We start from the raw sequence: 20,328 nt of genomic DNA on the forward strand, positions 1-20,328 counted from the left end.
AGCGTACAGAGAAAGTTCGCATTTTAAAAACATACGTCGAGCCGGAGGAAGAAGGGCAGGAATCTCGCTCGTTTTGAAACGGTTGAATTCGGAATTGTTTTTCTTTTTTTCCAAAAGGCAATCCTTCAGAAAAACCGCATAACTTTCCATTTCCTTCTCCTTTCCTTTGGAGAATTTTTCCAAAATTCGTTTGGTCTTGTCCTTGTCTTTTTCTTGTAAATGAATTTCAAGAAGATAGAGTAAAAGTGCGGGGTCGCCGGGAACGGAAGTTTCGGCTCGTTCGAGATAAAACGCCGCAGAGTTCAGCGCAAGTCCGCTGTCCGCGAGAATCATTCCGAGGGTTCGATTCGCTTCCAGATGCGTGGGATTTTTTTTCAGAATCAGTTCATAAAGACGCATCGCTTCCGCGGTATTTCCTCTGGAAAGCGAATCGCGAGCGTCCCAGATCATTTCCTCGTTGGAGGAACAGAAAAGACAAAAGAACAGAAAAAATGAGAAGGAAACGTATCGGATATTTAGTCTCATAAATACAGAAGTTTTTGCTCTCACCATTCGAAAAAATCCAAGTTAAACAGGGATTTGTCCGGGGTTTCGTTTAGAATTTTCCCATAAAGCCTTAAGGCAACATAAAAAAGTTTAAATCTCCTGAGAGGAAACGTCCGAAGGATTTAGTACTTGTTAAACATTTCAGACGGGACTAAAAACAGTGACATCTTCACATAACAACCTACTTCAAAATTTCCAGGAATATCTCTCCGTAGAAAAGGGATTAAGCGACAACTCGATTTACTCCTACGGTTACGATTTGAACAAGTTTAAGAACTTTCTGGAAAAGGAACACATCGATTTCCTTGAAGTCCAGGCGAACGATATCATGCGTTTTTTGAACGAGGAGAAGGATCGAAAGATCAGCTCCAAAACCATCGCGAGGGAAGTCGTCGCGATCCGACAGTTTTACAAGTTTCTAAAGGACGAGAAAAAGCTCGATACCAACCCGACTGAAAAGATAGAAACTCCCGAGGTCATGCGGAGCATTCCCGATTATCTGACTCAGGAAGAAATCGAAGAATTGTTTGCAAGCATTCGCGAAGACAACCTCTACGAACTCAGAGACAAGTGCATCTTCGAATTGTTATATTCCTCCGGTTTGAGAATTTCGGAAGCCTGCAATCTCAGATTGAGCGACATGGATCTGGAAGGAATGACTCTCACCGTCGAGGGAAAGGGCGGTCGCCAAAGACTCGTTCCGTTCGGCGAAAAATCCTTGGACATTCTCAATCGTTATTTGAAACAAAGCAGACCTTTTATTCTCAAAGCGAGAAACTGCGAATACCTTTTCGTTTCCAAAAAAGGATCGTATATCAATCGCAAATCCGTGTGGAGACTTTTGAATCATTACATCAAACGGACTTCCATCTCGAAAAAAGTGACTCCTCACACGCTCCGTCACTCTTTTGCGACTCACTTGCTGGAGAATCACGCGGATCTCAAATCGGTTCAGGAACTTTTGGGTCACATCGATATTTCCACCACGCAGATCTATACGCACATGGCGAATAAGACTCTCAAGGAAGTTCATAAGAAGTTTCATCCGAGAGGATAAACTAATTTTCTGAAATCTCCGCCGCCGCAAGCGGCGGCTGTACTAAAGAATTTCCAAAACGAATCGAACAGCGAAATGGATTCCGGTAAAAAGAAAGATTTCGAAAATCTGTTTCGATTGCAGATTCCTTCGCATCCCCGTTACTTGTCGATTATTCGAAGCCTCGTTTATAACTTAGCGTTCGAGAACGGATTTACCACGAGCGATTCGGCCGACCTCAAACTCGCAGTCGGAGAATGCCTCCAAAACGTCATCAAACATTCCTACGGCGGGAAACGGAATTTACCGATTTTTCTCGAAATCAATCTCTACGACAACCGGATGGAAATTCGAATTCGCGACTTCGGAAGTCAGAAAAATCTTTCCGAAATCAGAGGATATGAGCCTAATGATTACCGGGAGGAAGGAATCGGTCTGTATCTCGTGAAAAAACTCACGGATCATTTTTATCTCGACCAATCCCTGCCGGAAGGGAACCGACTGATTCTCACAAAACTGAAATGAATCCGTTTCGAAAAAGTATATTCGTTTTTGTTATATTAGTGATTTCGATTGTTTCTACACCGAACTGCAGAAAAGGACCGTCCATTTCCAGAGAAGAAGTTCAGAAGCTGAGTAAGGATTATTTTACGCGGCTTTGCACGAAAACCGCCGAATGTGCGAGTCGTTATCTCGAAACTCTTCCCGCTTCCGAAAAAACTTCCGAGAACGCGGCGTATTCCGTGGATCAATGTATGGAAGAACAAAAGGATCAGAACATTCTTCCCGACGAATATGAAAAGGTCACGGACGCGCAGATCGCCAAAGTCAAAGTCTGTATGGAGGATCTTCTGAAAGTTCCTTGTGAGGAAATGGAAGGAGGGGGAATCCCTTCCTGCCAAGAGTTGTTTCAGTCCTCCAAAGACGAATAGGCGAACGAGTATCTTTCGATTTTCGGATCACGCTTTCGTTCGGTTCATTCAAAGAATTTCAAATCCAATGACGGTCCTCCGGTCCGATATAGATCGCATCGGGTCTCAAGATTCTTTCCTTTTTTTGTTCCAGGCAATGCGCCATCCATCCTGCTGCACGTCCGATCGCAAATACGGGAGTGAATAACTCCGTGGGTAATCCGAGCCCATGAAGTAAAAGGGCCGTATAAAATTCCACGTTCGTATGGAGAACCCGATCCGGTTTGAATTCTTTTAATAAGCGAAGCGCCGTTTCTTCCACGAACAGGGAGAGGTCGTACAATTCCTTCAGTTCCGGAAGTTCGTATAAATCTTTTGCGGCTCTTGCAAGAACGTCCGCTCTCGGATCCCGAACCTTGTAGATTCGATGACCGAACCCCATCAACCGTTCGCCTCGAATCAATTTATTTCTAAGATAATCCTCCGCGTTTTCTTTTTTACCGATTTCGAAAACCATGTCGAGCGCAGGACCCGGAGCTCCTCCGTGCAACGGACCTTTGAGCGCGCCTACTGCTCCAGTCGCCGCGGAAATCAAATCGGATTGTGTGGAAGCGATGACCCGCGCGGTAAAGGTAGAGGCGTTTAATCCGTGATCGGCGACCGTGTTCCAATATGCGTTTAAAGCCGCTTCCTTTTTCGGATCGGGATCGATTCCGAGCATATTCAGGAAATTTGACGCGTGCGTAAGATTGTAATCGGGGAGGATCGGAACGAGCCCCTTTTTCAATCGATACACCCAGGCAACGATCAGAGGAAAACTTGCAACCACCGTCATACCTTCCTCTTCGGGAGAAGAAAATTTATTTCCAAGCGAGAGCGCCGCCGCGCCGATCCGCAGACATTCGATGATGGAAGCTTTTTCCGCAACGGCTGCTTCGAGAATCGTTCGATGTGTTTTTGAAAATCGGCGCGCGGCGATCAGATCTCTCGTGATTTGTCTTCTTTGTCGGCGATCGGGAAGTTTGTCTTCGAGAAGCAGATAAAACGTTTCCTCGAAACTCGCTTTATTTGCGAATTCTTCGATCGGATAACCGGCGACGGTAAGTTTGCCGTTGATTCCGTCCACTTTTGAAATTCTCGTTTTAACCGCGGGAATTCCTTCCAGACCGGGGCTGTATTTTCTTTCTTCAATCGGATTGATTGTCGTGTTCATATTGATTTCCTTGTTCGGTTTTAGTTTACAAGATTGACAGAAATGAATCAATATTGATTTCATAGTCAATGTATGAAGAATTCTTCTAAAAAACCGTTTTTGTCCGCGCTCGAAGCCGCTCAGGAACTCGGGGTGGAAGTGGAGACGATCTACGCCTACGTAAGCAGAGGAATTCTTCATTCCGAACCAGGAGGTTCCAAGGACCGAAGTAAACGTTATCGACGCGAGGAAGTGGAACGACTTCTTCTGCAAAGAGAGGAAAAACTTCATCCGGGAAAAACGGCGCGTGCTGCGCTGACGTTCGGCCAGCCCGTTCTGGAATCAGCAATCACTCTGATTCAAGACGAAAAACTTTATTATCGCGGAAAGAATATTCTGGATCTCGCGGAATCCTACACGTTCGAGCAAGTTTGTAATCTTCTCTGGGACACGGCTTCGTCCGCTTTCGATTCCCCTTGGCCCTTGTTGGGGGATGCCTGCAAAAAATCTCTTCCTCATCTTTCCGATCGTCCCTTGATCGATCTTTGCAGGATTCTCCTCGGAATCGCGGAATACGATGATACGGGGGCGCTTCTAAAAACTCCGGAAGCTTTGCAGAGAACGGCTTCTCGAATCGTTCGACTTCTGTGTTTATTCGCGTCTCGCACAATCCAAGGGAGAATGTCGATCGCTGAAACTTTATGGTCGTCTTGGAAAAATTCCGAAGCGTCTAATTCTGTCCGTTCCAAATCACATTCGAAAACTGTAATGGATGGGAAAAGAAGTTCGAACTTTACGAGCGAGGATAAAAAAGCCGTCCGATTGATCGAAGCGTCTCTTATTCTATCGGCGGATCACGAACTCAACGTTTCTTCGTTCACGGCGCGCTGCGTGGCGTCCAGCGACGCGAGCTTGTATCAAGCGGTGATCGCCGGACTGGCCGCGCTTTCGGGAATAAAGCACGGTTTGTTAACCGAAAAAACGATCGAGCTGCTCGAGAGCGCGAGCGTTCGTAAAATGGACGCAAAGGAAATTCTCACCGAACGTTTGCGAAGAGGGGAAACGATTCCAGGGTTCGGCCATCCGTTTTACAAAAACGGAGATCCGAGAGGAAAAAAACTGATGGAACTCTGCGAACGCTTCTTTCCTAAGAGCAAGGAATTTCTTTCCGCAAAACGTATCATCGACCGGGCAACCGAACTGTTAGGAGATTATCCCACGATCGACGCGGGTTTGGCCGTGGTATGCAGAACGTTAAAACTTCCGAAGGGGGCGGGACTTGCGTTATTCGCCATCGGGAGATCGGCGGGTTGGATGGCGCATTCTATGGAACAATACCAAACGGGACAATTGATTCGGCCTCGGGCGCGTTATAACGGAGTCGCGCCCGAGACGACTTCGTATTAAAAAATCAGCTTTCTTCCTGCAGGATTCCGAGACGTTTCGGTCGTACTTTCGTGATCTGAGGATTACCGTCGTTTCCTAAAAATACGAAGGAAGGTCCGGGGATTTCCTTGAGACGGACTTTGAAATTCTTCCCTTTGCCCGGATAGATGTCCACTCCGGGAAAGATCTCCTGCTCCACTTCCACATACGAATCCTTGTCCGGCTCGAAACCCATAATCATGGTTTGTTCCTGACCCAACAAGTTGTTTAGAATTCCTGAATATTTCTGTTTGATCGCTCCGAGCTTGGGAAGACTTTCCTTTTCTTCGGGAGTGAGTTGTCTTCTTTGCGAATCTTCGTGAAGTTTGACGAGACTCAATTCTACCTTCTTTAGAATTTCCTGATTCTTTTGAACTTCGGAACGGAGCTTTTCCAGGTCTTCCAGAAGTTCGGGGCGAATTCCCACGGACACGGAGGTTTTGGTTTCGGCGACGGCGCCTAACTTCGTGCAGACGACCGATTTACCCGCGACACAGGTTCCGCCGATCAATTCTCCCCGCCCGCCGCGGATCACGACGGATTCTCCCGCCACGAGTTCGGAATGCATGGAAGCTTCTTCGATAAAGATCGTGTTTTTTGCGATCAATCTTCCTTGTTCGACGAAGCGCGTGTATATGTCCGCTCCCGATTCGATCAGGCCGCCGTTTCTTCCCATAAACCCGCCCGATAAAACGACATCGCCTCCCGCTTTGAGAAATACCTTGCCCACGGATTTTTTGACGATGATCGATCCTTCGGTTTCCAACGTGAACCCGTCGGCGATAGAACCTTCGACGATGATCGTTCCCGGAAAACTTACGTTTCCGGTCGAGAAGTCCACGTTTTCGAGATGACATACCTCGTCGACTCGGATCGTTCCTTGACGATCGAGAATCGGTCTTCCGTTGATAAGCGAATGGACCGTCGTTCCTTCCGAAGAGAGTCTAACGTTGGCTCCGAGCTTCCATTCCGCTTCTTTTCCCGGGTCGTATGGAAGAATTTCTCCCAAAACGTTCTTTCCTTCCTTGCCGGGAATCGGAGAAATTTTTTCCGCGAGTTTTTGATCCTTCGCAACACTTTGAATAATTTGAATATTCTTAAAATCCACTCTTCCGTATTGATCCTCTTCCAAATGAGGAGTCGCGGGATGAATGAATAGGATCCGAATGTCCCCGTTTTTTCCAGGAATCGGCGCTGCTCCTTCCGCGATGAGAATTCGTTTCCCGTATTCCGGTTCTTGCGAAAGTTGATCGATGGTTTCTTGAAGGATTCCGAATTGAATTCCGCGAAGTTGAATCGATTCGCGGATTTGTTCCGTGTTTAAAATTCTACCTCCGTATTTGGGAGGATGAAAAATCAAGAAAGCCTTCATCTTGTCTTCGGGAATTTCGATTTCGATCCGGGAACTTTCCGGTTTGCCGGGCCATTTTCCGATGAGATGCGAAAGTCCGTCCGATTTCTGAACAAGATCTTTGACGACCGTGGGGGAAGCTTCCGTGATTTGAAAGAGTTCGATTCTTCTTAAGATTTCTTTGGAGTCGACCGGCTTTCCTTTTTTACCCGCGGGAAAAACCGATAGATAGGCGAGCCCGTCTTCATTTTCGATTTTAAAGAAGCCGTTTTCATTCTCTTCCAGATCCTTTAAAAGGGAATCTGTAAAATTCTTGAGAGAGTCGCTCATCCGGGGTTTCAGTGTAGAAATCATTGTCCCTTTTTACAATCGAAATCTCCCGGAAAAACTTGAATGTTTGGAAAGAATTTTTCTTTAGTGATGATGCGAATGATCCTCGTTTGGAGAAGAATTCCACTCGGTTTTGACTCCGGGAGCGGAATGTTCATGATCTGCGTGAGAATGATTCATCCGAAAGAAGATCATCGAAATTCCGATCAGAATGATCGCGATTCCTCCGAATCGAATCGCTCCGCTCGGCAATTTAGTCAAAATCTTGCGAAATCCGATTCCGAATAGAAAGAGCGCGGGAAACGTTCCTAAAAAGAAGGAGGACATTACGAGAATTCCGGAAGGTGCGCTTCCCGTTGCGAGGGCCAAGCTGAAAGCGGGATACAAAACCGCGCAGGGTAGAAGTCCGGTAACCATTCCGAATGAGAGAGAGGCTCCGCTCAGATTCTTTCCCTGTTTGAGGGAAGCGATCAAAGGAGACGCGAAGTAGTTTAGAATTTTCTGATAGAACCCGGAACGTTCGGGACCCGCGTTTTGAATCAGGCTAAGCCCGAAGACGACGATGAAAATTCCGGAAACGATCGCCGCAAACTCGTGTAATGAGACCAGGCTTCCCGCGAGATTGAGACCGGAACCTACGAACCCGAAAATGGCGCCTAACGTGGAATAGGAGAGAAGTCTTCCCAAATTGTAGAGTAGGTTCGTTTTGAATTTGGATTTTTCACCCGCCAAGTTTAAGGTTCCCGCAAACGGCCCGCACATTCCGAGACAATGAAGCGAACTCGTGATTCCATGAAGGAAGGCGACCGAAATCGTCGTAATAACCAATTCAGTTTGCATGGGATTCTTCCTTTTTCGAGGTAATACCGGTATTTCTTTTTTCCGTCTGCGGAGGATCGTCGTCGAAAAGCATTCTGTATTTCGGACCTTCTATGTCTTCATATTGTCCCGATTTTAGGGACCAAAAGAATACGACCAAGGCCCCGAGTGCGATCAACATCGCCATCGGGATCGTCAGATACAAAGCGTTCATAGTTTGGTTCTCCATTGTAACGAGATCGAATTGAGGACTACGGATAAGGAACTCAGAGTCATAAACCCGGCGCAGATGACCGGAAGCATAAACCCGAAGGCCGCGAGCGGGATCATGATCGAGTTGTACGTTAAGGATATTAGAATATTCTGAAATATGATTCTGCGTGTGCTTTTGGAGATTCGAACCGCGGAAACGAGAGAGTCCAATCGATTGGAAAGAAGCACGAGATCGGATTTGTCGATGGAAAGATCGGATGCGATTCCCATGGAAATTCCCAGATTGGCCGCCGCCAAACAGGCGGAGTCGTTGATCCCGTCTCCTACCATAACGACCGTATGTCCCTCGTTCTGTGCCTTTCGGATTTCTTCCAGCTTCTCTTCGGGTTTTAACTCATACAAAGAATGTTCCAAATGCAAAGCGGAAGCCAGGGATTGAACGTTGGACTTAGAATCCCCCGAAAGAATTCCCAAGAACGGAATCGTTTCGGTTAACGTTTGGATCGTAGCCCTCGCTTCGGGACGAACCGTATCTTCCATGGAAAAAGATACGATCGGTTCCCGATTGCAGCCGAGATAAATCTTTCCGTCCTGAGGGTCCCGGCCGTACGTCACGAATTGTTTGTTTCCGATTCGATACGTTTGATTTCCGTTGAGGGAAACCGCTTCGATTCCGTTTCCCGGAATTTCCTTCAATTCTTTCCAAGAGATCGGAATCGGAGTTTGATGTAATACTTCGAGTTTCTTTTCGATCTCTTTTTTTAATCCGACCGCCAGAGGGTGCGTGGATTTGGATTCAAGCGAAATCAGAATCGAATAGATCCGAAGAGGATCTTCCTGTTTTAAAAACCGTTCCTCTTGAATCGAAAGTCTGCCAAGCGTCAAGGTTCCGGTTTTATCGAAGTAGATTCGATCGGCGCGGCTCAAAATTTCCAGAGAATCCGGGTTCTTGACGAGAATCCCTTTGGAACCGTGCAGCAGATTGCTGACCACGTAAGCCGCCGGAACGGCCAAGCCGAGCGCACAAGGGCAGGCGACGATGAGAACGCTGATCGTGTTGAGGGTCGCGGCCTCCCAAGTTCCATAATAAAATCCGAATATACTAAACGTTGCAACCGCGATTAGAAACACGACTTGAATAAAATACGTCGAAAATCGATCCGTGGTTCTTTGTATCGACGGTTTTGTCTGAAGCGAACTTTCGATCAGAGAGGAAATTCTCGCGAGCGTACTTTCTTTCGCGGTGGTGGAGGCGCTCATCCGAACGTTCGAACTCAGACAAAGCGCTCCGGAAAGAATCGATTCTCCTTCTTTCCGAGTGACAGGTTTGGATTCTCCGGTTAAGAACGATTCGTCGAAATAAGCAGTAGCCGAACGTAAGATTCCATCCACCGGAACTCTGTTTCCGTTTTTTAATAGAATCAAATCGTCTGTTTGGATTTTGTTCGGAGATACGGAACGTTCGACGTCGTCCCGTAATACGGTGTATTCTTCCGGTAAGGTGGACAAAAGTTCTCCGATTTTTCTTCCGGCTTTGAGACGAATCGCCGATTCGAGAAATTTTCCGATCAGGATAAAGAAGTAGATCGTGCAGACCGAATCGAAGTAGACTTCCCCTTTGTCGCTTAACGTTACGTAGACGCTGTAAAAGTAGGCGAGAGATACTCCCAGAAACAGAAGAGTGTCCATGGACAACATTCTTCGTTTGATCGATTCGATGGCTCCTTTGTAAAACGGATAACCAGAATAAAGATAAACGGGAGTCGCGAAGATCCAGGAAACGTAATGAAAGAGTCGTTTGAATTCGATTTCGATTCCCGTAAAGTATCCCGCGTAGAGTCCGATGCTGAAAAGCATGATGTTTCCCCAAGAAAATCCCGCAAGGGCCATTCTGAGAAACAGATCCTTGGAAAAAAGTCCGACCTTGGTTTCCGCTTTCAAAGGCGAATACAAGGACGGTTCGTAACCGATCTTTCGGATGATGGCGAAAATTTCGTTGAGATCTACTTTGTTCCGATCATAGACGAGTTTCATTCTCGCGGTCGCGAAATTAATGCGAACTTCGAGAACCCCGTCTCGTTCGGAAAGAACCCGTTCGTTCAACCATACGCAGGCGGAACAATGGATTTTTCCGATCGTGATCAGGGTTTCGCAGATTCCGTTCTCCTTTTGAATCACGTATTCCTGATATACGGAAGGGGTTTCCAAATCGTCTCGATTCTTTCTTTCGGAAGCGACCGGCTCCAAGGTCTCCGATCCCCTGAGATCATAAAACCGAGTCAGCCCGTTTTCCACCAGAAGGGTTGCGAGGGATCTGCATCCGGAGCAGCAAAAGGTTTCCGTTTTTCCTTTCAGTTCTCCGAATACGATTTCCTTTTCCGAACGGATCGGAGTGTTGCAGTGATAACAGTTCGTGATCGTCAGGGTTTGCATATCGTTTATTGAATATTCAATTCTTGTGTTTTTTCAAGAATCCTTCCGCCGGTTTCCCCGCGTAGGCTGAGAATCCATCTTCCCTTTTCGGGAAATTCGATTTCCCCTAAGTAAGTTCCCTTGTTTTCGGTATCTTCCTTTAACTCTAAGGTTCGATTCCATTGATCGGTGGCAGATCTTTCGATTTGAACCGCGAGTTTTGCGTCGGAAACCGGATGACCGGATTTTAGAAAACGAATCGAAATCGGATTTTTTCCGGCTTTGAGTTCTGCGTTCGATTGAAAAAGCGGATTCTCATACGAATAACCTTCCGCGAGCATCTTTCTTTGTTCGAGAATGGACTTTTCGTAGTTCAATCCTTTTTCGTAATATTCCTTTTCGATCGGTCCGGTATAACCGTTGTTCGCGTATCGGATCGTTACCACGGTCGCGGCGATCAAAGCGATGAACGCAACTCCGATCCAAGCGAACGCGAATTTCATAGTTCTGTGCAGAGCCATAGATTCTCCTTTAGTTTCGATCCTGAATCGGGATTCGAAACGGAATCGTCTTTTTTAGGACGTAATTTTTGTTTTCGGCATCGCCGACTTTGAGAGTGATTTGATGCGAGGTTTTCCGAAGATCTTCTTCTTTGATCTCCGCTTCCAAAATGATTCTGAAATCCTGGGAACTATTCTGCTGGATCGAAATCGAGGGAACCTCGGTTCCTCCCAAAAGGATTCGAACGGGAGAATGGAGAGTGCTTTCCTCCACGGAAACGTTCAAATTCCGATTCTGAAACGTCATATTCAAAATTTGTGCATTATAAAAGTTGCGTACGATTCCTCCCGGAATTTCCATCGGCTGTATGATTCGATCCGGTAGAACGTTTGCGTAAAGTGGAACTCGGTTGTAAAGCAGAACGGAGGAAACGATCGCAACTCCGAAAAGAAGAACTCCGTATACGATGCTTCTCGGACGAATCCATCGAATTTTCGCACCGGGTTGGTTCGCTTGGTTTTCGGACATATAACCGATGAGAGTTTTCTTTCCTTCTTTCGCCATGGTTTTGGTGCAAGCGTCCACGCATTTTCCGCAGGCGATGCAGCCTACGTTGACGCCTTCCCGAATATCGATTCCGGTGGGACAGACCACCAAACAAAGGTTACACGCCGTGCAGTCTCCGACTTGGGTTCCTGCTTTTCTGCGAGGTTCTCCTCGTTTGTAGTCGTAAGTGACGTTGACCGAATCCGCATCCATCATCACGGTTTGAAATCTTGCGTAAGGACAGGCGTATTTGCAGAATTGTTCTCGTACGAACGCCATATCGAGATAAAGAGTCATCGTAAAAAAGAGAACGAAGTAGATCCAAGTCGGCGGAGCGGCGAAAAACGAAGCCGAACGGATGTCGCTTATCATTTCGTATGGGTCGGCAAAGTAGGAAACCCAAGCCAAGGCGCCCAAGACGCTCACGAGAATCCAAAGTTTATGAACGAGAATTTTTCCAAATAGAGGCGCGTCTTTTTTCCCATATTTGGAACCGAGAACGGTTCTCCCGATCAAATCGAACAGATCGGTGAACACGGTTTGAGGACAGGCCCAACCGCACCAAACCCTTCCGATCAAAGTGGTGAAAAAGAAAAGGGAAAGTCCCATTCCGATCAGGAAGAGATGAAGATAAAAACCTTCCTGCGGAGTGAAGATGTTTCCGAGCAGATAAAATTTTCTTCCGGGGATGTCGAGCCGGATCAGAGGATGTTCTCCCCAACGCAGCCATGGAAGAAGGAAGTAGAACGGAAGTAAGAACGCTTCTACAAGATATCTCGCCGAACGAATCTTACCGGAAATTTGTCTGGAGATGACCACAAAAGTCCTCCTTGTGGTCCCCGGAAAAAGTTTCGAAGTTTTTTAGACGGACCGAAAACTTTCTCCGGAGTTGAAACGATAATTTAACGAGACGCCTTGATGCTTGTGTTTTGAGACGCAAGCCAAGCCATCACTTGATACACTTTTTCGGAACCGAGAGAATTCTCATGCGGAGGCATCGGACCTCTTCCGAGTTTCGTTTTGTCCGCGGCGATTCCTTTCATGATGGTTTCATAAACTTGCGGGTCCGCAGATCCGTGAATCCATTCGTTGTCCATCAGGCTCGGTCCAACAAGACCTTGACCCGTAGGTCCGTGACAAGCAGCACAGATCGTTTTGAAGGTTTTTTCCCCTTCCGCGATCGCGTTCGCATTTCCACGGAACGGGTTGCTGCCGTCGTTAGACGAAACCGCGACTTCCTTCGGAAACTTCGCTTCGTGCTCCTGCACTTCCAGTTCGTAGGCCACTTCCTGTTCCCAACTGGAAAACTTATGAAAATAAACCGCATAGACTACGGCCGCGGCGATACATGCGACGAAGATCCATTGCCACCAAGCGGGCATTGCGTTGTCTTCTTGTCGGATACCGTCGAAATCCTTATTGGAATCATGAGTCATCGATTTAGTCCTCCTGGAGCATTCTGAACTTAGGTTCTTCCATTTCCGTCTTCCGTTTCCGGTTGTAGACGTATGCTGTGATCAAAGCGATCGCCAACACGAGAATCGGAAGTCTCGCGAACTTGTAGATTTGAATCAATTCGAGTTCCATACTTCGCCTCACTGAATGGATTTGGAAAGTTCGGCGGTGTCCTTTCCGAGTTTCAAGAGATACGCGATGAGAGCGTCTCCTTCCGTTTTACCTTCCAATTCCTTAGCCGCGGAAAGATAATCCGCCTCCGAATAAGGAACGCCGATTTTGGAAAGACCTTTCATGTGATTCACGATTTTTTCCGCGTCGAGTCTCGCGCTTTCTTCGAATAACCACGGATAGGCGGGCATCACGGATCCCGGAGAAGTGTCTCTCGGATTGATCAAATGCGTCTTATGCCAAGCGTAAGAAGGTTGAATCTGGGATTCGTGTGCGAGGTCCGGACCGGTTCTTTTGGAACCCCAGAGAAACGGATGATCGTAAACGAATTCACCGGCTTTGGAATATCCGTCTCTTCCGTAGGATTTGGAAGGATCGAAACGATCCACTTCCCATTTGAAAGGACGAATCATCTGCGTGTGACAGTTGTTGCAACCTTCCTTTTGATAGATATCTCTTCCTGCAAGTTCCAATGCGGAGAACGGTTTTACTCCTTGGATCGGAACCGCGGTTCTCGAGATAAAGAAAGGAGGAATGAGTTCGAAGATGCCTCCGATCAAAACCGCGATCGTGGTATATACGGTGAACTTAACTCCCTGTTTTTCCCATTTTTCGGTAAAACCGCTAAACCAGGTAAGAAGACTGTCGAAGAGTTTCATGCGTTTCCTCCTTGTTCTTTCACTCTCAGATCGGTTTCTTGAAAACCGGAACCGGAGTTTTGAATCGTCTTAACGACGTTATAGATCATTACGAACACGCCGCTTAGATAAATCGTACCCGCGACCCCTCTCGCAAAGCGAAAAGGTTTGAGAACTTCCGTGATCTGAACCCAGTTCGGATATTGAAGGAAACCTTTCGAATCGATCGCTCTCCACATGGAACCTTCGGTGATTCCCGAAACCCACATCGAAACGATGTAGAGAAGAATTCCGAGCGTAGCGAGCCAGAAGTGGAGGTTTGCCAATCTTTCGGAATAAAGATTCGAGTTCCATAATCTAGGAACGAGATAGTAGATCGCGGCGAAGGACATCATTCCCACCCAACCGAGGGTTCCCGAATGAACGTGACCTACGATCCAATCCGTGTTGTGACCGAGGGCGCTGATGGAACGAATCGAAAGAAGCGGACCTTCAAAAGTAGACATACCGTAGAACGTGATTCCCACGAGCATCATCTTGAGAAGAGCGTCGGTTTTGATTTTCTCCTTCGCTTGAGTTAAGGTAAGAAATCCGTTCAACATTCCGCCCCAGGAAGGCATCCACAACATGATGGAGAAAGCCATCCCCGTGGTTTGCAGCCACTCGGGAAGAGGAGTGTTGAGTAAGTGGTGAGGACCGGCCCAAATATAAATGAAGATCAAGGACCAGAAGTGAATGATCGACAATCTATGGCTGTAGATCGGTTGTTTGATATGTTTCGGAAAGTAGTAATACATCAGACCGAGAAACGGAGTCGTTAATACGAAGGCGACCGCGTTGTGTCCGTACCACCACTGGATGTTCGCGTCGTAAACTCCCGAAAAGATCGAATAGGATTTTCCCAAACCGACCGGAATCGAAAGGTTGTTCACGATAAAGAGAATCGGAACGGTAACGAAGGAAGCGATGTAGAACCAAATCGCGGCATAAAGTTGTTTTTCCTCTCTCGTGAAGATGGTCGCGAAGAAGTTCACGATGAAGATCACGAACCAAACCACGATCAAAAGATCGAGAGGCCATTCAAGCTCGGCGTACTCTTTGGATTGATTGAGACCCAAAGGAAGAGTAATCGCTGCAAGAACGATGGTTAGATTGTATAATACGAAGTGGATCTTCGCTAAAGAATCGCTCCAGATTCTTACTCTGCATAATCTTTGGATGAGATGATACGCCGTGGCGAAGATGATGCTCAGCGCGAAGCCGAAAATCGCCGCGTTCGTGTGCAAGGGTCTGATTCGACCGAAGCTGAAATACTGCGTGATATTCAGTTCCGGGAAAACCATTTGAAATGCGGCGAGAACTCCCACTAACATGGAAGCGACTCCCCACACCATAGCCGAGATGATGAACCCTTTTACGATGGAATCGTTGTATTTGGCGTTCGTTTGGCTCATGAGAATTAGTCTCCTGATTCGATTGTTCCTTCTTTCGTTAAACTCAGACCGTTCATCATTCGAATCTAATTTACCTAAATTGAATATAGAAACGGACTTAGGGTTTACGATTTAACCTTATATTTAAACCGACTTGGGAAAGAAAGAATTCCGAACGAACTTCCGAGTTTCAAGAGCATGATAAATGTCAAGGTTTGGAACGTTCCACGGAGTTGAGGAATCGGAAGAAAATTCGAGTATGGTCACTCTCGTATCGGAGACGTTATGAGATTCTTTCTCAGAATGAAATCGAATGCCGTTAGCAGAAATCCGTTACGTACGGATCCGTTTTCATCCGCTTTGAAATCGATCTAAAAACTTGCAAACTCCGAATGATCGGTTCCATTGCAATCTTCCCGGAATTACCGTTTACCTCTTTGTTTCTTCCTTTGTAAGGGCTGGAAAACTACGCTTCTTCTTCTCCGTAAAACCGTAAAAAAACGGGTCGAGAATTTTCTCTTTGTTAGTAGAATTGGGAAAACGGCCGAAATTAAAAACAATGGATCTCAATTTCAAAGATAAACTTCAGTCCGGATTTTCCTCGATCGACAGTCTATCCCGCAATCTTCCTCCGCAGGTGCAAAAGACCCTTTTGTACACCGGAATTTCCCTCGCGGTATTGGGGGTTTCTTTGGCCGTTCTCGTAGGAATTCAAAGAGGAAAAGAAGGGGCTGCGTTCGACGACCAAGCCAAGGAACTGGATCGTAAGGCGCTCTTTTTAGAAGACATAGAACGAAATTATAACCGCAAACGGAGATCCATCCACTACAGCGATCCAGATCTTTCCATCACGGGAGAATCCTCCAGTCTTGAAATCGATCGTTATGAAAGGGATAAACCCAAGAGCGGTTTGTTGCCCGAGTCGAATTCTCCCGAAGGAAAGGATCCATTGCGTGAGGGAAGAAGGGAAGGAACCGGAACGCCGAAACTTCCGACGGAATCCGATTCTCTTCCGACCGAGGACCGACAAAGAACACCGGATTCAAACCGCAATTTGGACGATCCGGGAACCGTCTCCCCCGATCGCGGAACCGGAAATTCTTCCAATAACCAGGATCGGCCGAGTCTGATTCGTCCTCCTAAAAACAATTCGAAAGGATCTCCCGAACTTCGATGATACGTTTTTCAGCGGCCGCCCTAGCTTTATTGCAAATCAGTATTACGGTTTCTTTATATGCCGATATGCCTCTTCCGTTTCCGGAAGAATTGGAGGAAAGCTCGGTTTCCGCGAACGAAGCCGGAACATCCAGCTCTACCGGTTCGGGTTCCGCCGAAGCAGGGAATTCTGCGGATTCAAAATCAAAATCGTTGAACGAAGGAAACTCGCAAAGCGAGGGCGGTTCGGAGGAAAATAAGAATTCGAACGTCGAGGGTTCCAACCCATCCGCGGATCCGAATGCGCCGAAGATCGCTTCTTCCTCGACGGAAAGCGGACAAGAAATTTCCAAAACAACTCCGGAAGAATCCGCGCGACCTTCCAAGACGACCCTTCCGAATTCCGAAAAAACGAATTTAAAAAAGAAGAAGGACAAGAAGAAAGAAGATCCGTCCGAGAGCGGATATAAAAAAGGACTTCTTCGGTTGCGTGAAAATCAGAGAAACAACGCAAAGACCGAGTTCAATCAGGCGGGGCAGGGAAAGTCGGCGAACGCTTCGAGACTCGAAGACGCAAGATTGACCGCGGAAAGTTCGAACGACGCGAATGCGATCACCGAACAGATCGATTCCGACGAGGAAAAGTGGAAGGCCGTTTTTGAAGTTGCGCGTTCTTTGCGAGGCAACGGAAAAATCCCCGAAGCCGAAACGCAATATTTACGAATCATCACCGAGGCGCCGGAAAGTTTTCAATCCATCTCCCTTCTTTCTCTGGGAGAAATGCTTTCCACAACGGATCGTAAGGATTCCGCGAGACGATATTTGTTGCAGCTTGTGAAACTTCTTCAGAAAAAACCGGAGCTGGATCCGAAAAAGGACCATCTTGAAAAAGGCATTACCCTGATTGCGAGAATTTACAGCGATCAAGGGAAATACGAGGAAGCGGAGAATTGGGCGAAAGCCTATCTAGAACGATTGAACCCGGACGCTTCCGAAGATTCTCCCTTTGTGAAAGAACTTCGTAGAATTTTAAAACGAAGATATTATTGAGAATGTACGAATTCTAAAATCCCAACAATCCGCTCGACCGATAGGAAAAAGGTGTTATGGAATAAAAAAACCGGACCTGCTGTCCGGTTTTTTTATGCGCTGACTCGTTGGAACGATTCGCGTTGATTTCTCATGCGTCGCAGGAGAGCCACTCATTAAGCTCCGCTATTCGTCTGCTAAAACGCTCTCTACGGATCGCGTTTTAACCCGGCGAATTGCTCCCTGAACTAAGCGTCTCATTCCCTAAGGGTCATTCGACGGGTCGCAATAACTCAGCGAATTGCTCCCTACGGGTCGCAATAACTCAGCGAATTGCTCCCTACGGGTCGCAATTCATGTCAGAGATACGTTTACGTCCAACTTTCCGAACTTGGAAAAAAGGCTGATTCCTAAGGAAGGTTTTTTAGGGATCTTTAATGTTTCGTTTTTGGAATCGATGATGTTCGGTGCCGTAATCTCGATCGATTGACCGGAACTTGCGAAGATGTTCATCGCATTTCCCGTAGTCATGTTCGCGATCTCACCGAGAATATCCTTATATTCGTTTTTGATATCCTGGTCGCTCATTCCGGGCATCAGAACTCCCGCGATCTTATACGCTGCGTCGTAGTTGAGACCGTAGACGACTTCTCCATTGAAGGTTCCGATCACACCGATCACGATGGAAAGTTCAAGATTGGTTTCCGGACTATCCTTGATTCCGATCTTCCCACGGATCAGGTCCGTTTTTAAGACATCCCTAAAAACGATCGTAGCAGCTTCGAGAAAGGGGTTTACCAGTTCAGCCCGGATTTGCATTATTCTTCTGCCTTTTGACCGATCCTTCGTTCAATCGGGTATTTTTCCTGAAGCGCCTGACTGATTTCCATTACGAACCCGTTCATCAGGTTCGGATTGTCTCTCAAATCGGGTCCCTGGGAGGTATTGATTTTAGACGTATCTATTTCCAAGGAAGCGAATTCCACAAAAACATTTTTTTCGGAATCTTTGTAAGGGCCGCCGACTTTTTTAGACCCGAATGCTACGGTTGTCAAATCTTTCAGGAACTGAGTGTTATTTCCCAAACGAATGTTTTGATTTCCCGCCTTGAGTTCCCAGAGATTCAAAAGAGATTGATCCTTGAATTCCTGAACGCCACTGCCTAAAAGAGAAGCGATTTTCTGAAGTCCGTCCGGCTCTTGTTGAAGAGCGGCGATTCTTCCCTTCCATTCTTCCTGAGATTTGGAACGGGTTTCGAGAAGCAGTTTGCTTCTTAGGAAATTTTTTCTTTCCTCAAAGCTGACTTCCTTTCCGTCCTTGTTTTTCGGAAGTTTTCCTTCTTTCTTTTCGTTTTCGTATTTAGCGCGTAAAACTTCGTCTGTGATCGGAGCTTCTTTCTCCGCGAGTTTCGTCAGTTGATCGTCCGTGTAGGAAACGATACGAAGACGAACTCTTGCGGAAGAGGATTCTTTTTGAATCGCAACTTCTCCGTCCGTCTTTTTGAGATCGGAGGTTAAAAGAGCTTCGTAGAGACCGCTTGCGTTTTTGCGGTCGATTCTGTATTGCATCGGAGCGGAATTCAGGATCTGCTTGTAGATCGCTTCCGGTTTGCGAACGTCTTCGTCCGAATATCCGGCGCCGTTTACCGATTCGCGGTAGATTCTGCGGGCTTCGTCCGAAAGTTCTTCACGGATTCCGGTTTCCGAAACGGAGAATCCGGTCGCGTCCGCGATTTGTTTGGTGACCACCAAACTGCGGATCGTCTGAAAGGCGCAGGATTGAAGAGTAGAAGGATCTTCCGCGAGGGAAGGGGCGATACTTCTGTATTGGAAGAAACAATCTCTTCTCGCAGCTTGAAAATAATCCATCGGGATGGAATAGTCCCCGATTTTTCCCGCGTTCAAATTCGAGCGGCCGGAGATTACGTCGAAAAAGCTTTTTTCGGCGTCGCCGGGGAGAAAGGTGATGATCAAACCACCGACAAGGATAAACAGAAAGAATCCGACGACTGTGCGGATGATCTTGTCTTTGAGGGAAACGTTTTCTAATTCCATGATTGTAACTGTTAAACTGAAAGGGTTTGTGAAGGAATATTTCTGTAAAGGAGAAAAGTGAGAAAAACGCTTCAGAAACCCGCCCAAACGACAGATACATAAAATGATGCTCTTTATTGCGATCGCACTCATCCTTGTGGGACTACTCTGTTTTATCTATGTCTCTCTGAACCCGAATCCTTCCGAGGGTTTCGGGTTCAAACCCGGCTTGCGCAAAGGCAGCTCGGAAAACGAACATTTGATTTCAAGACCGAATGCCCGGAAGGGAGCGGAGATTCTCGCTTCTTCCAAAAGGGCTCCGAGTTTGGAACAGATCGAAAAACAAAAACATCTGGAGAATCTTTTTGTGGAAGGAAGGAAAATTCCGAAACAAAACAAAATCTCCGCATCAGAGCCGGAAGCGAATTACGAACCCGTTTCGAGCATCGAAATCGAGGAAGACTTTGAGGAAGGAAACGCTCCTCATTCCGGGATCGAGGTTTTGGAAGAATCTCCGAAGTTCTCCTTTGCAAGCGAGCAAAAGAAGGAAGAAATTCGGGAAGTTCGTTTTGAAATCGACGGGCTTTTGTATCTGGATCAGAATCGCGAACTTCCGTATGAAAAGCTTGCGAGCAAAAAGGAAGAATTGACTCCGGATAAACTCAAGGGTTTGAAACGGATCGGTCCGGGTAAGTTGAACGAGAGCCGCGATATGCTCGCGTTCGAAGCGTTGAACAGCAGTTATAAATATTCTTTTTCGGAGATTGAAAAGATTCTTTTTTTCGACGAGGGGATCGTTCTCATTCCTTCTAAGTCGAATTATCCGGTGCCGGTCTTCTTTACGAGAGAAACCAGTCACCTGAAATCGTATTTGGAAAGTTCATCCAGGACGTTTGCCGGTTAGAGGAAGTCGAGAGTAGGGGAAATGGAGAACAACGCAGCTTCGAATGTAACTCCGATAAAGAACCTGGATTGTAGGAGTTCCGACAGCGGTTGGGTTGAAAATTCTACTTGAAAAAAGTAGAATTTTCTGATATTGCCAGATCCGTGGAGCTTTCCCACCACCTCACCCCCCACCCAAAGCAAGGGCGGGGCGCCCATTTTTACAGAAGATTGTCGGTAGAACGGACGA

19 protein-coding genes and 2 pseudogenes are annotated in these 20,328 nt (G+C 46.8%); 7 read left to right on the forward strand and 14 right to left on the reverse strand.

Going from position 1 to position 20,328, the window contains the following annotated elements; translation table 11 throughout:
* Positions 1 to 552 (reverse strand): annotated as a pseudogene (locus DLM76_RS13635) (tetratricopeptide repeat protein); the annotation flags it as partial.
* A gap of 154 nt (positions 553 to 706) precedes the next feature.
* On the opposite strand from DLM76_RS13635, the gene xerD reads away from it, so the two are divergent.
* From xerD to DLM76_RS13655, 3 genes are all read left to right on the forward strand, one after another.
* Complete coding sequence (gene xerD, locus DLM76_RS13645; RefSeq protein ID WP_118955771.1) at positions 707 to 1,603, forward strand: site-specific tyrosine recombinase XerD; 897 nt, start codon at positions 707 to 709, stop codon at positions 1,601 to 1,603.
* 75 nt (positions 1,604 to 1,678) lie between these two features.
* Positions 1,679 to 2,107 (forward strand): ATP-binding protein, encoded by a 429-nt coding sequence (locus DLM76_RS13650; RefSeq protein WP_118955770.1) that lies wholly within the window; start codon positions 1,679 to 1,681, stop codon positions 2,105 to 2,107.
* Positions 2,104 to 2,514, forward strand: coding sequence for an LA_2478/LA_2722/LA_4182 family protein (locus DLM76_RS13655; protein WP_241548246.1), 411 nt, complete (start codon positions 2,104 to 2,106; stop codon positions 2,512 to 2,514). Before DLM76_RS13650 ends, DLM76_RS13655 begins: the two co-directional genes overlap by 4 nt.
* 58 nt (positions 2,515 to 2,572) lie before the next feature.
* Here DLM76_RS13655 and DLM76_RS13660 read toward each other — a convergent pair whose 3' ends face one another.
* Positions 2,573 to 3,706: a citrate synthase/methylcitrate synthase gene (locus DLM76_RS13660; protein WP_118965520.1), complete on the reverse strand. Its 1,134-nt coding sequence runs from the start codon at positions 3,704 to 3,706 to the stop codon at positions 2,573 to 2,575.
* Positions 3,707 to 3,778: 72 nt separating this feature from the next.
* On the opposite strand from DLM76_RS13660, the gene DLM76_RS13665 reads away from it, so the two are divergent.
* Positions 3,779 to 5,092 (forward strand): citrate synthase family protein, encoded by a 1,314-nt coding sequence (locus DLM76_RS13665; RefSeq protein ID WP_118965521.1) that lies wholly within the window; start codon positions 3,779 to 3,781, stop codon positions 5,090 to 5,092.
* Positions 5,093 to 5,096: 4 nt separating this feature from the next.
* Here the strand turns inward: DLM76_RS13665 and DLM76_RS13670 are convergent, their stop codons facing one another.
* The 10 genes from DLM76_RS13670 to ccoN all read right to left on the reverse strand — a co-directional run bounded on the left by DLM76_RS13670 (position 5,097) and on the right by ccoN (position 15,000).
* Positions 5,097 to 6,791 (reverse strand): flagellar assembly protein A, encoded by a 1,695-nt coding sequence (locus tag DLM76_RS13670; RefSeq protein WP_167450770.1) that lies wholly within the window; start codon positions 6,789 to 6,791, stop codon positions 5,097 to 5,099.
* Between the two features lie 84 nt (positions 6,792 to 6,875).
* Complete coding sequence (locus DLM76_RS13675; protein ID WP_118965522.1) at positions 6,876 to 7,631, reverse strand: sulfite exporter TauE/SafE family protein; 756 nt, start codon at positions 7,629 to 7,631, stop codon at positions 6,876 to 6,878.
* A complete protein-coding gene (gene ccoS / locus DLM76_RS13680) occupies positions 7,621 to 7,824 on the reverse strand; it encodes a cbb3-type cytochrome oxidase assembly protein CcoS (RefSeq protein WP_118955765.1) in 204 nt (67 codons plus the stop codon). The genes DLM76_RS13675 and ccoS overlap by 11 nt, the downstream gene beginning before the upstream one ends.
* Positions 7,821 to 10,256, reverse strand: coding sequence for a heavy metal translocating P-type ATPase (locus DLM76_RS13685; protein WP_118965523.1), 2,436 nt, complete (start codon positions 10,254 to 10,256; stop codon positions 7,821 to 7,823). The genes ccoS and DLM76_RS13685 overlap by 4 nt, the downstream gene beginning before the upstream one ends.
* A gap of 5 nt (positions 10,257 to 10,261) precedes the next feature.
* Positions 10,262 to 10,756: a FixH family protein gene (locus tag DLM76_RS13690; RefSeq protein ID WP_118965524.1), complete on the reverse strand. Its 495-nt coding sequence runs from the start codon at positions 10,754 to 10,756 to the stop codon at positions 10,262 to 10,264.
* A 10-nt stretch (positions 10,757 to 10,766) separates the two neighbouring features.
* On the reverse strand, positions 10,767 to 12,101 hold the full coding sequence (gene ccoG, locus DLM76_RS13695; RefSeq protein WP_118965525.1) for a cytochrome c oxidase accessory protein CcoG: 1,335 nt from the start codon (positions 12,099 to 12,101) through the stop codon (positions 10,767 to 10,769).
* An 83-nt stretch (positions 12,102 to 12,184) separates the two neighbouring features.
* A complete protein-coding gene (locus tag DLM76_RS13700; protein WP_118955761.1) occupies positions 12,185 to 12,718 on the reverse strand; it encodes a cbb3-type cytochrome c oxidase N-terminal domain-containing protein in 534 nt (177 codons plus the stop codon).
* Positions 12,719 to 12,722: 4 nt separating this feature from the next.
* Positions 12,723 to 12,869 carry a cbb3-type cytochrome c oxidase subunit 3 gene (locus DLM76_RS13705; RefSeq protein WP_118955760.1) on the reverse strand — a complete coding sequence of 49 codons (147 nt, stop codon included), beginning with the start codon at positions 12,867 to 12,869 and terminating at the stop codon, positions 12,723 to 12,725.
* Positions 12,870 to 12,877: 8 nt separating this feature from the next.
* Positions 12,878 to 13,567 (reverse strand): cytochrome-c oxidase, cbb3-type subunit II, encoded by a 690-nt coding sequence (ccoO, locus tag DLM76_RS13710; RefSeq protein ID WP_118955759.1) that lies wholly within the window; start codon positions 13,565 to 13,567, stop codon positions 12,878 to 12,880.
* On the reverse strand, positions 13,564 to 15,000 hold the full coding sequence (gene ccoN, locus DLM76_RS13715) for a cytochrome-c oxidase, cbb3-type subunit I (RefSeq protein ID WP_118955758.1): 1,437 nt from the start codon (positions 14,998 to 15,000) through the stop codon (positions 13,564 to 13,566). Before ccoN ends, ccoO begins: the two co-directional genes overlap by 4 nt.
* A gap of 538 nt (positions 15,001 to 15,538) precedes the next feature.
* Here ccoN and DLM76_RS13720 point away from each other — a divergent pair.
* Both DLM76_RS13720 and DLM76_RS22165 read left to right on the forward strand, forming a co-directional pair.
* Positions 15,539 to 16,156: an LIC_11485 family protein gene (locus DLM76_RS13720; RefSeq protein WP_118965526.1), complete on the forward strand. Its 618-nt coding sequence runs from the start codon at positions 15,539 to 15,541 to the stop codon at positions 16,154 to 16,156.
* A gap of 362 nt (positions 16,157 to 16,518) precedes the next feature.
* A pseudogene (locus DLM76_RS22165) lies at positions 16,519 to 17,184 on the forward strand (tetratricopeptide repeat protein); the annotation flags it as partial.
* Between the two features lie 333 nt (positions 17,185 to 17,517).
* Here DLM76_RS22165 and DLM76_RS13730 read toward each other — a convergent pair.
* Together DLM76_RS13730 and DLM76_RS13735 are read right to left on the reverse strand one after the other, a co-directional pair.
* Complete coding sequence (locus DLM76_RS13730; protein WP_118955755.1) at positions 17,518 to 17,982, reverse strand: chemotaxis protein CheX; 465 nt, start codon at positions 17,980 to 17,982, stop codon at positions 17,518 to 17,520.
* The gene (locus DLM76_RS13735) at positions 17,982 to 19,217 is read right to left on the reverse strand and encodes a hypothetical protein (RefSeq protein WP_118956054.1); all 1,236 of its coding nucleotides are present in this window, start codon (positions 19,215 to 19,217) and stop codon (positions 17,982 to 17,984) included. The genes DLM76_RS13730 and DLM76_RS13735 overlap by 1 nt, the downstream gene beginning before the upstream one ends.
* 103 nt (positions 19,218 to 19,320) lie before the next feature.
* Between DLM76_RS13735 and DLM76_RS13740 the strand changes: the two genes are divergently transcribed.
* Positions 19,321 to 20,100, forward strand: coding sequence for an LIC_11490 family protein (locus DLM76_RS13740; RefSeq protein WP_118965527.1), 780 nt, complete (start codon positions 19,321 to 19,323; stop codon positions 20,098 to 20,100).
* Positions 20,101 to 20,328: the final 228 nt, after the last annotated feature.

Origin of the sequence: Leptospira yasudae (genome assembly GCF_003545925.1) — a bacterium.
In the GTDB taxonomy this organism is placed as follows: domain Bacteria; phylum Spirochaetota; class Leptospiria; order Leptospirales; family Leptospiraceae; genus Leptospira; species Leptospira yasudae.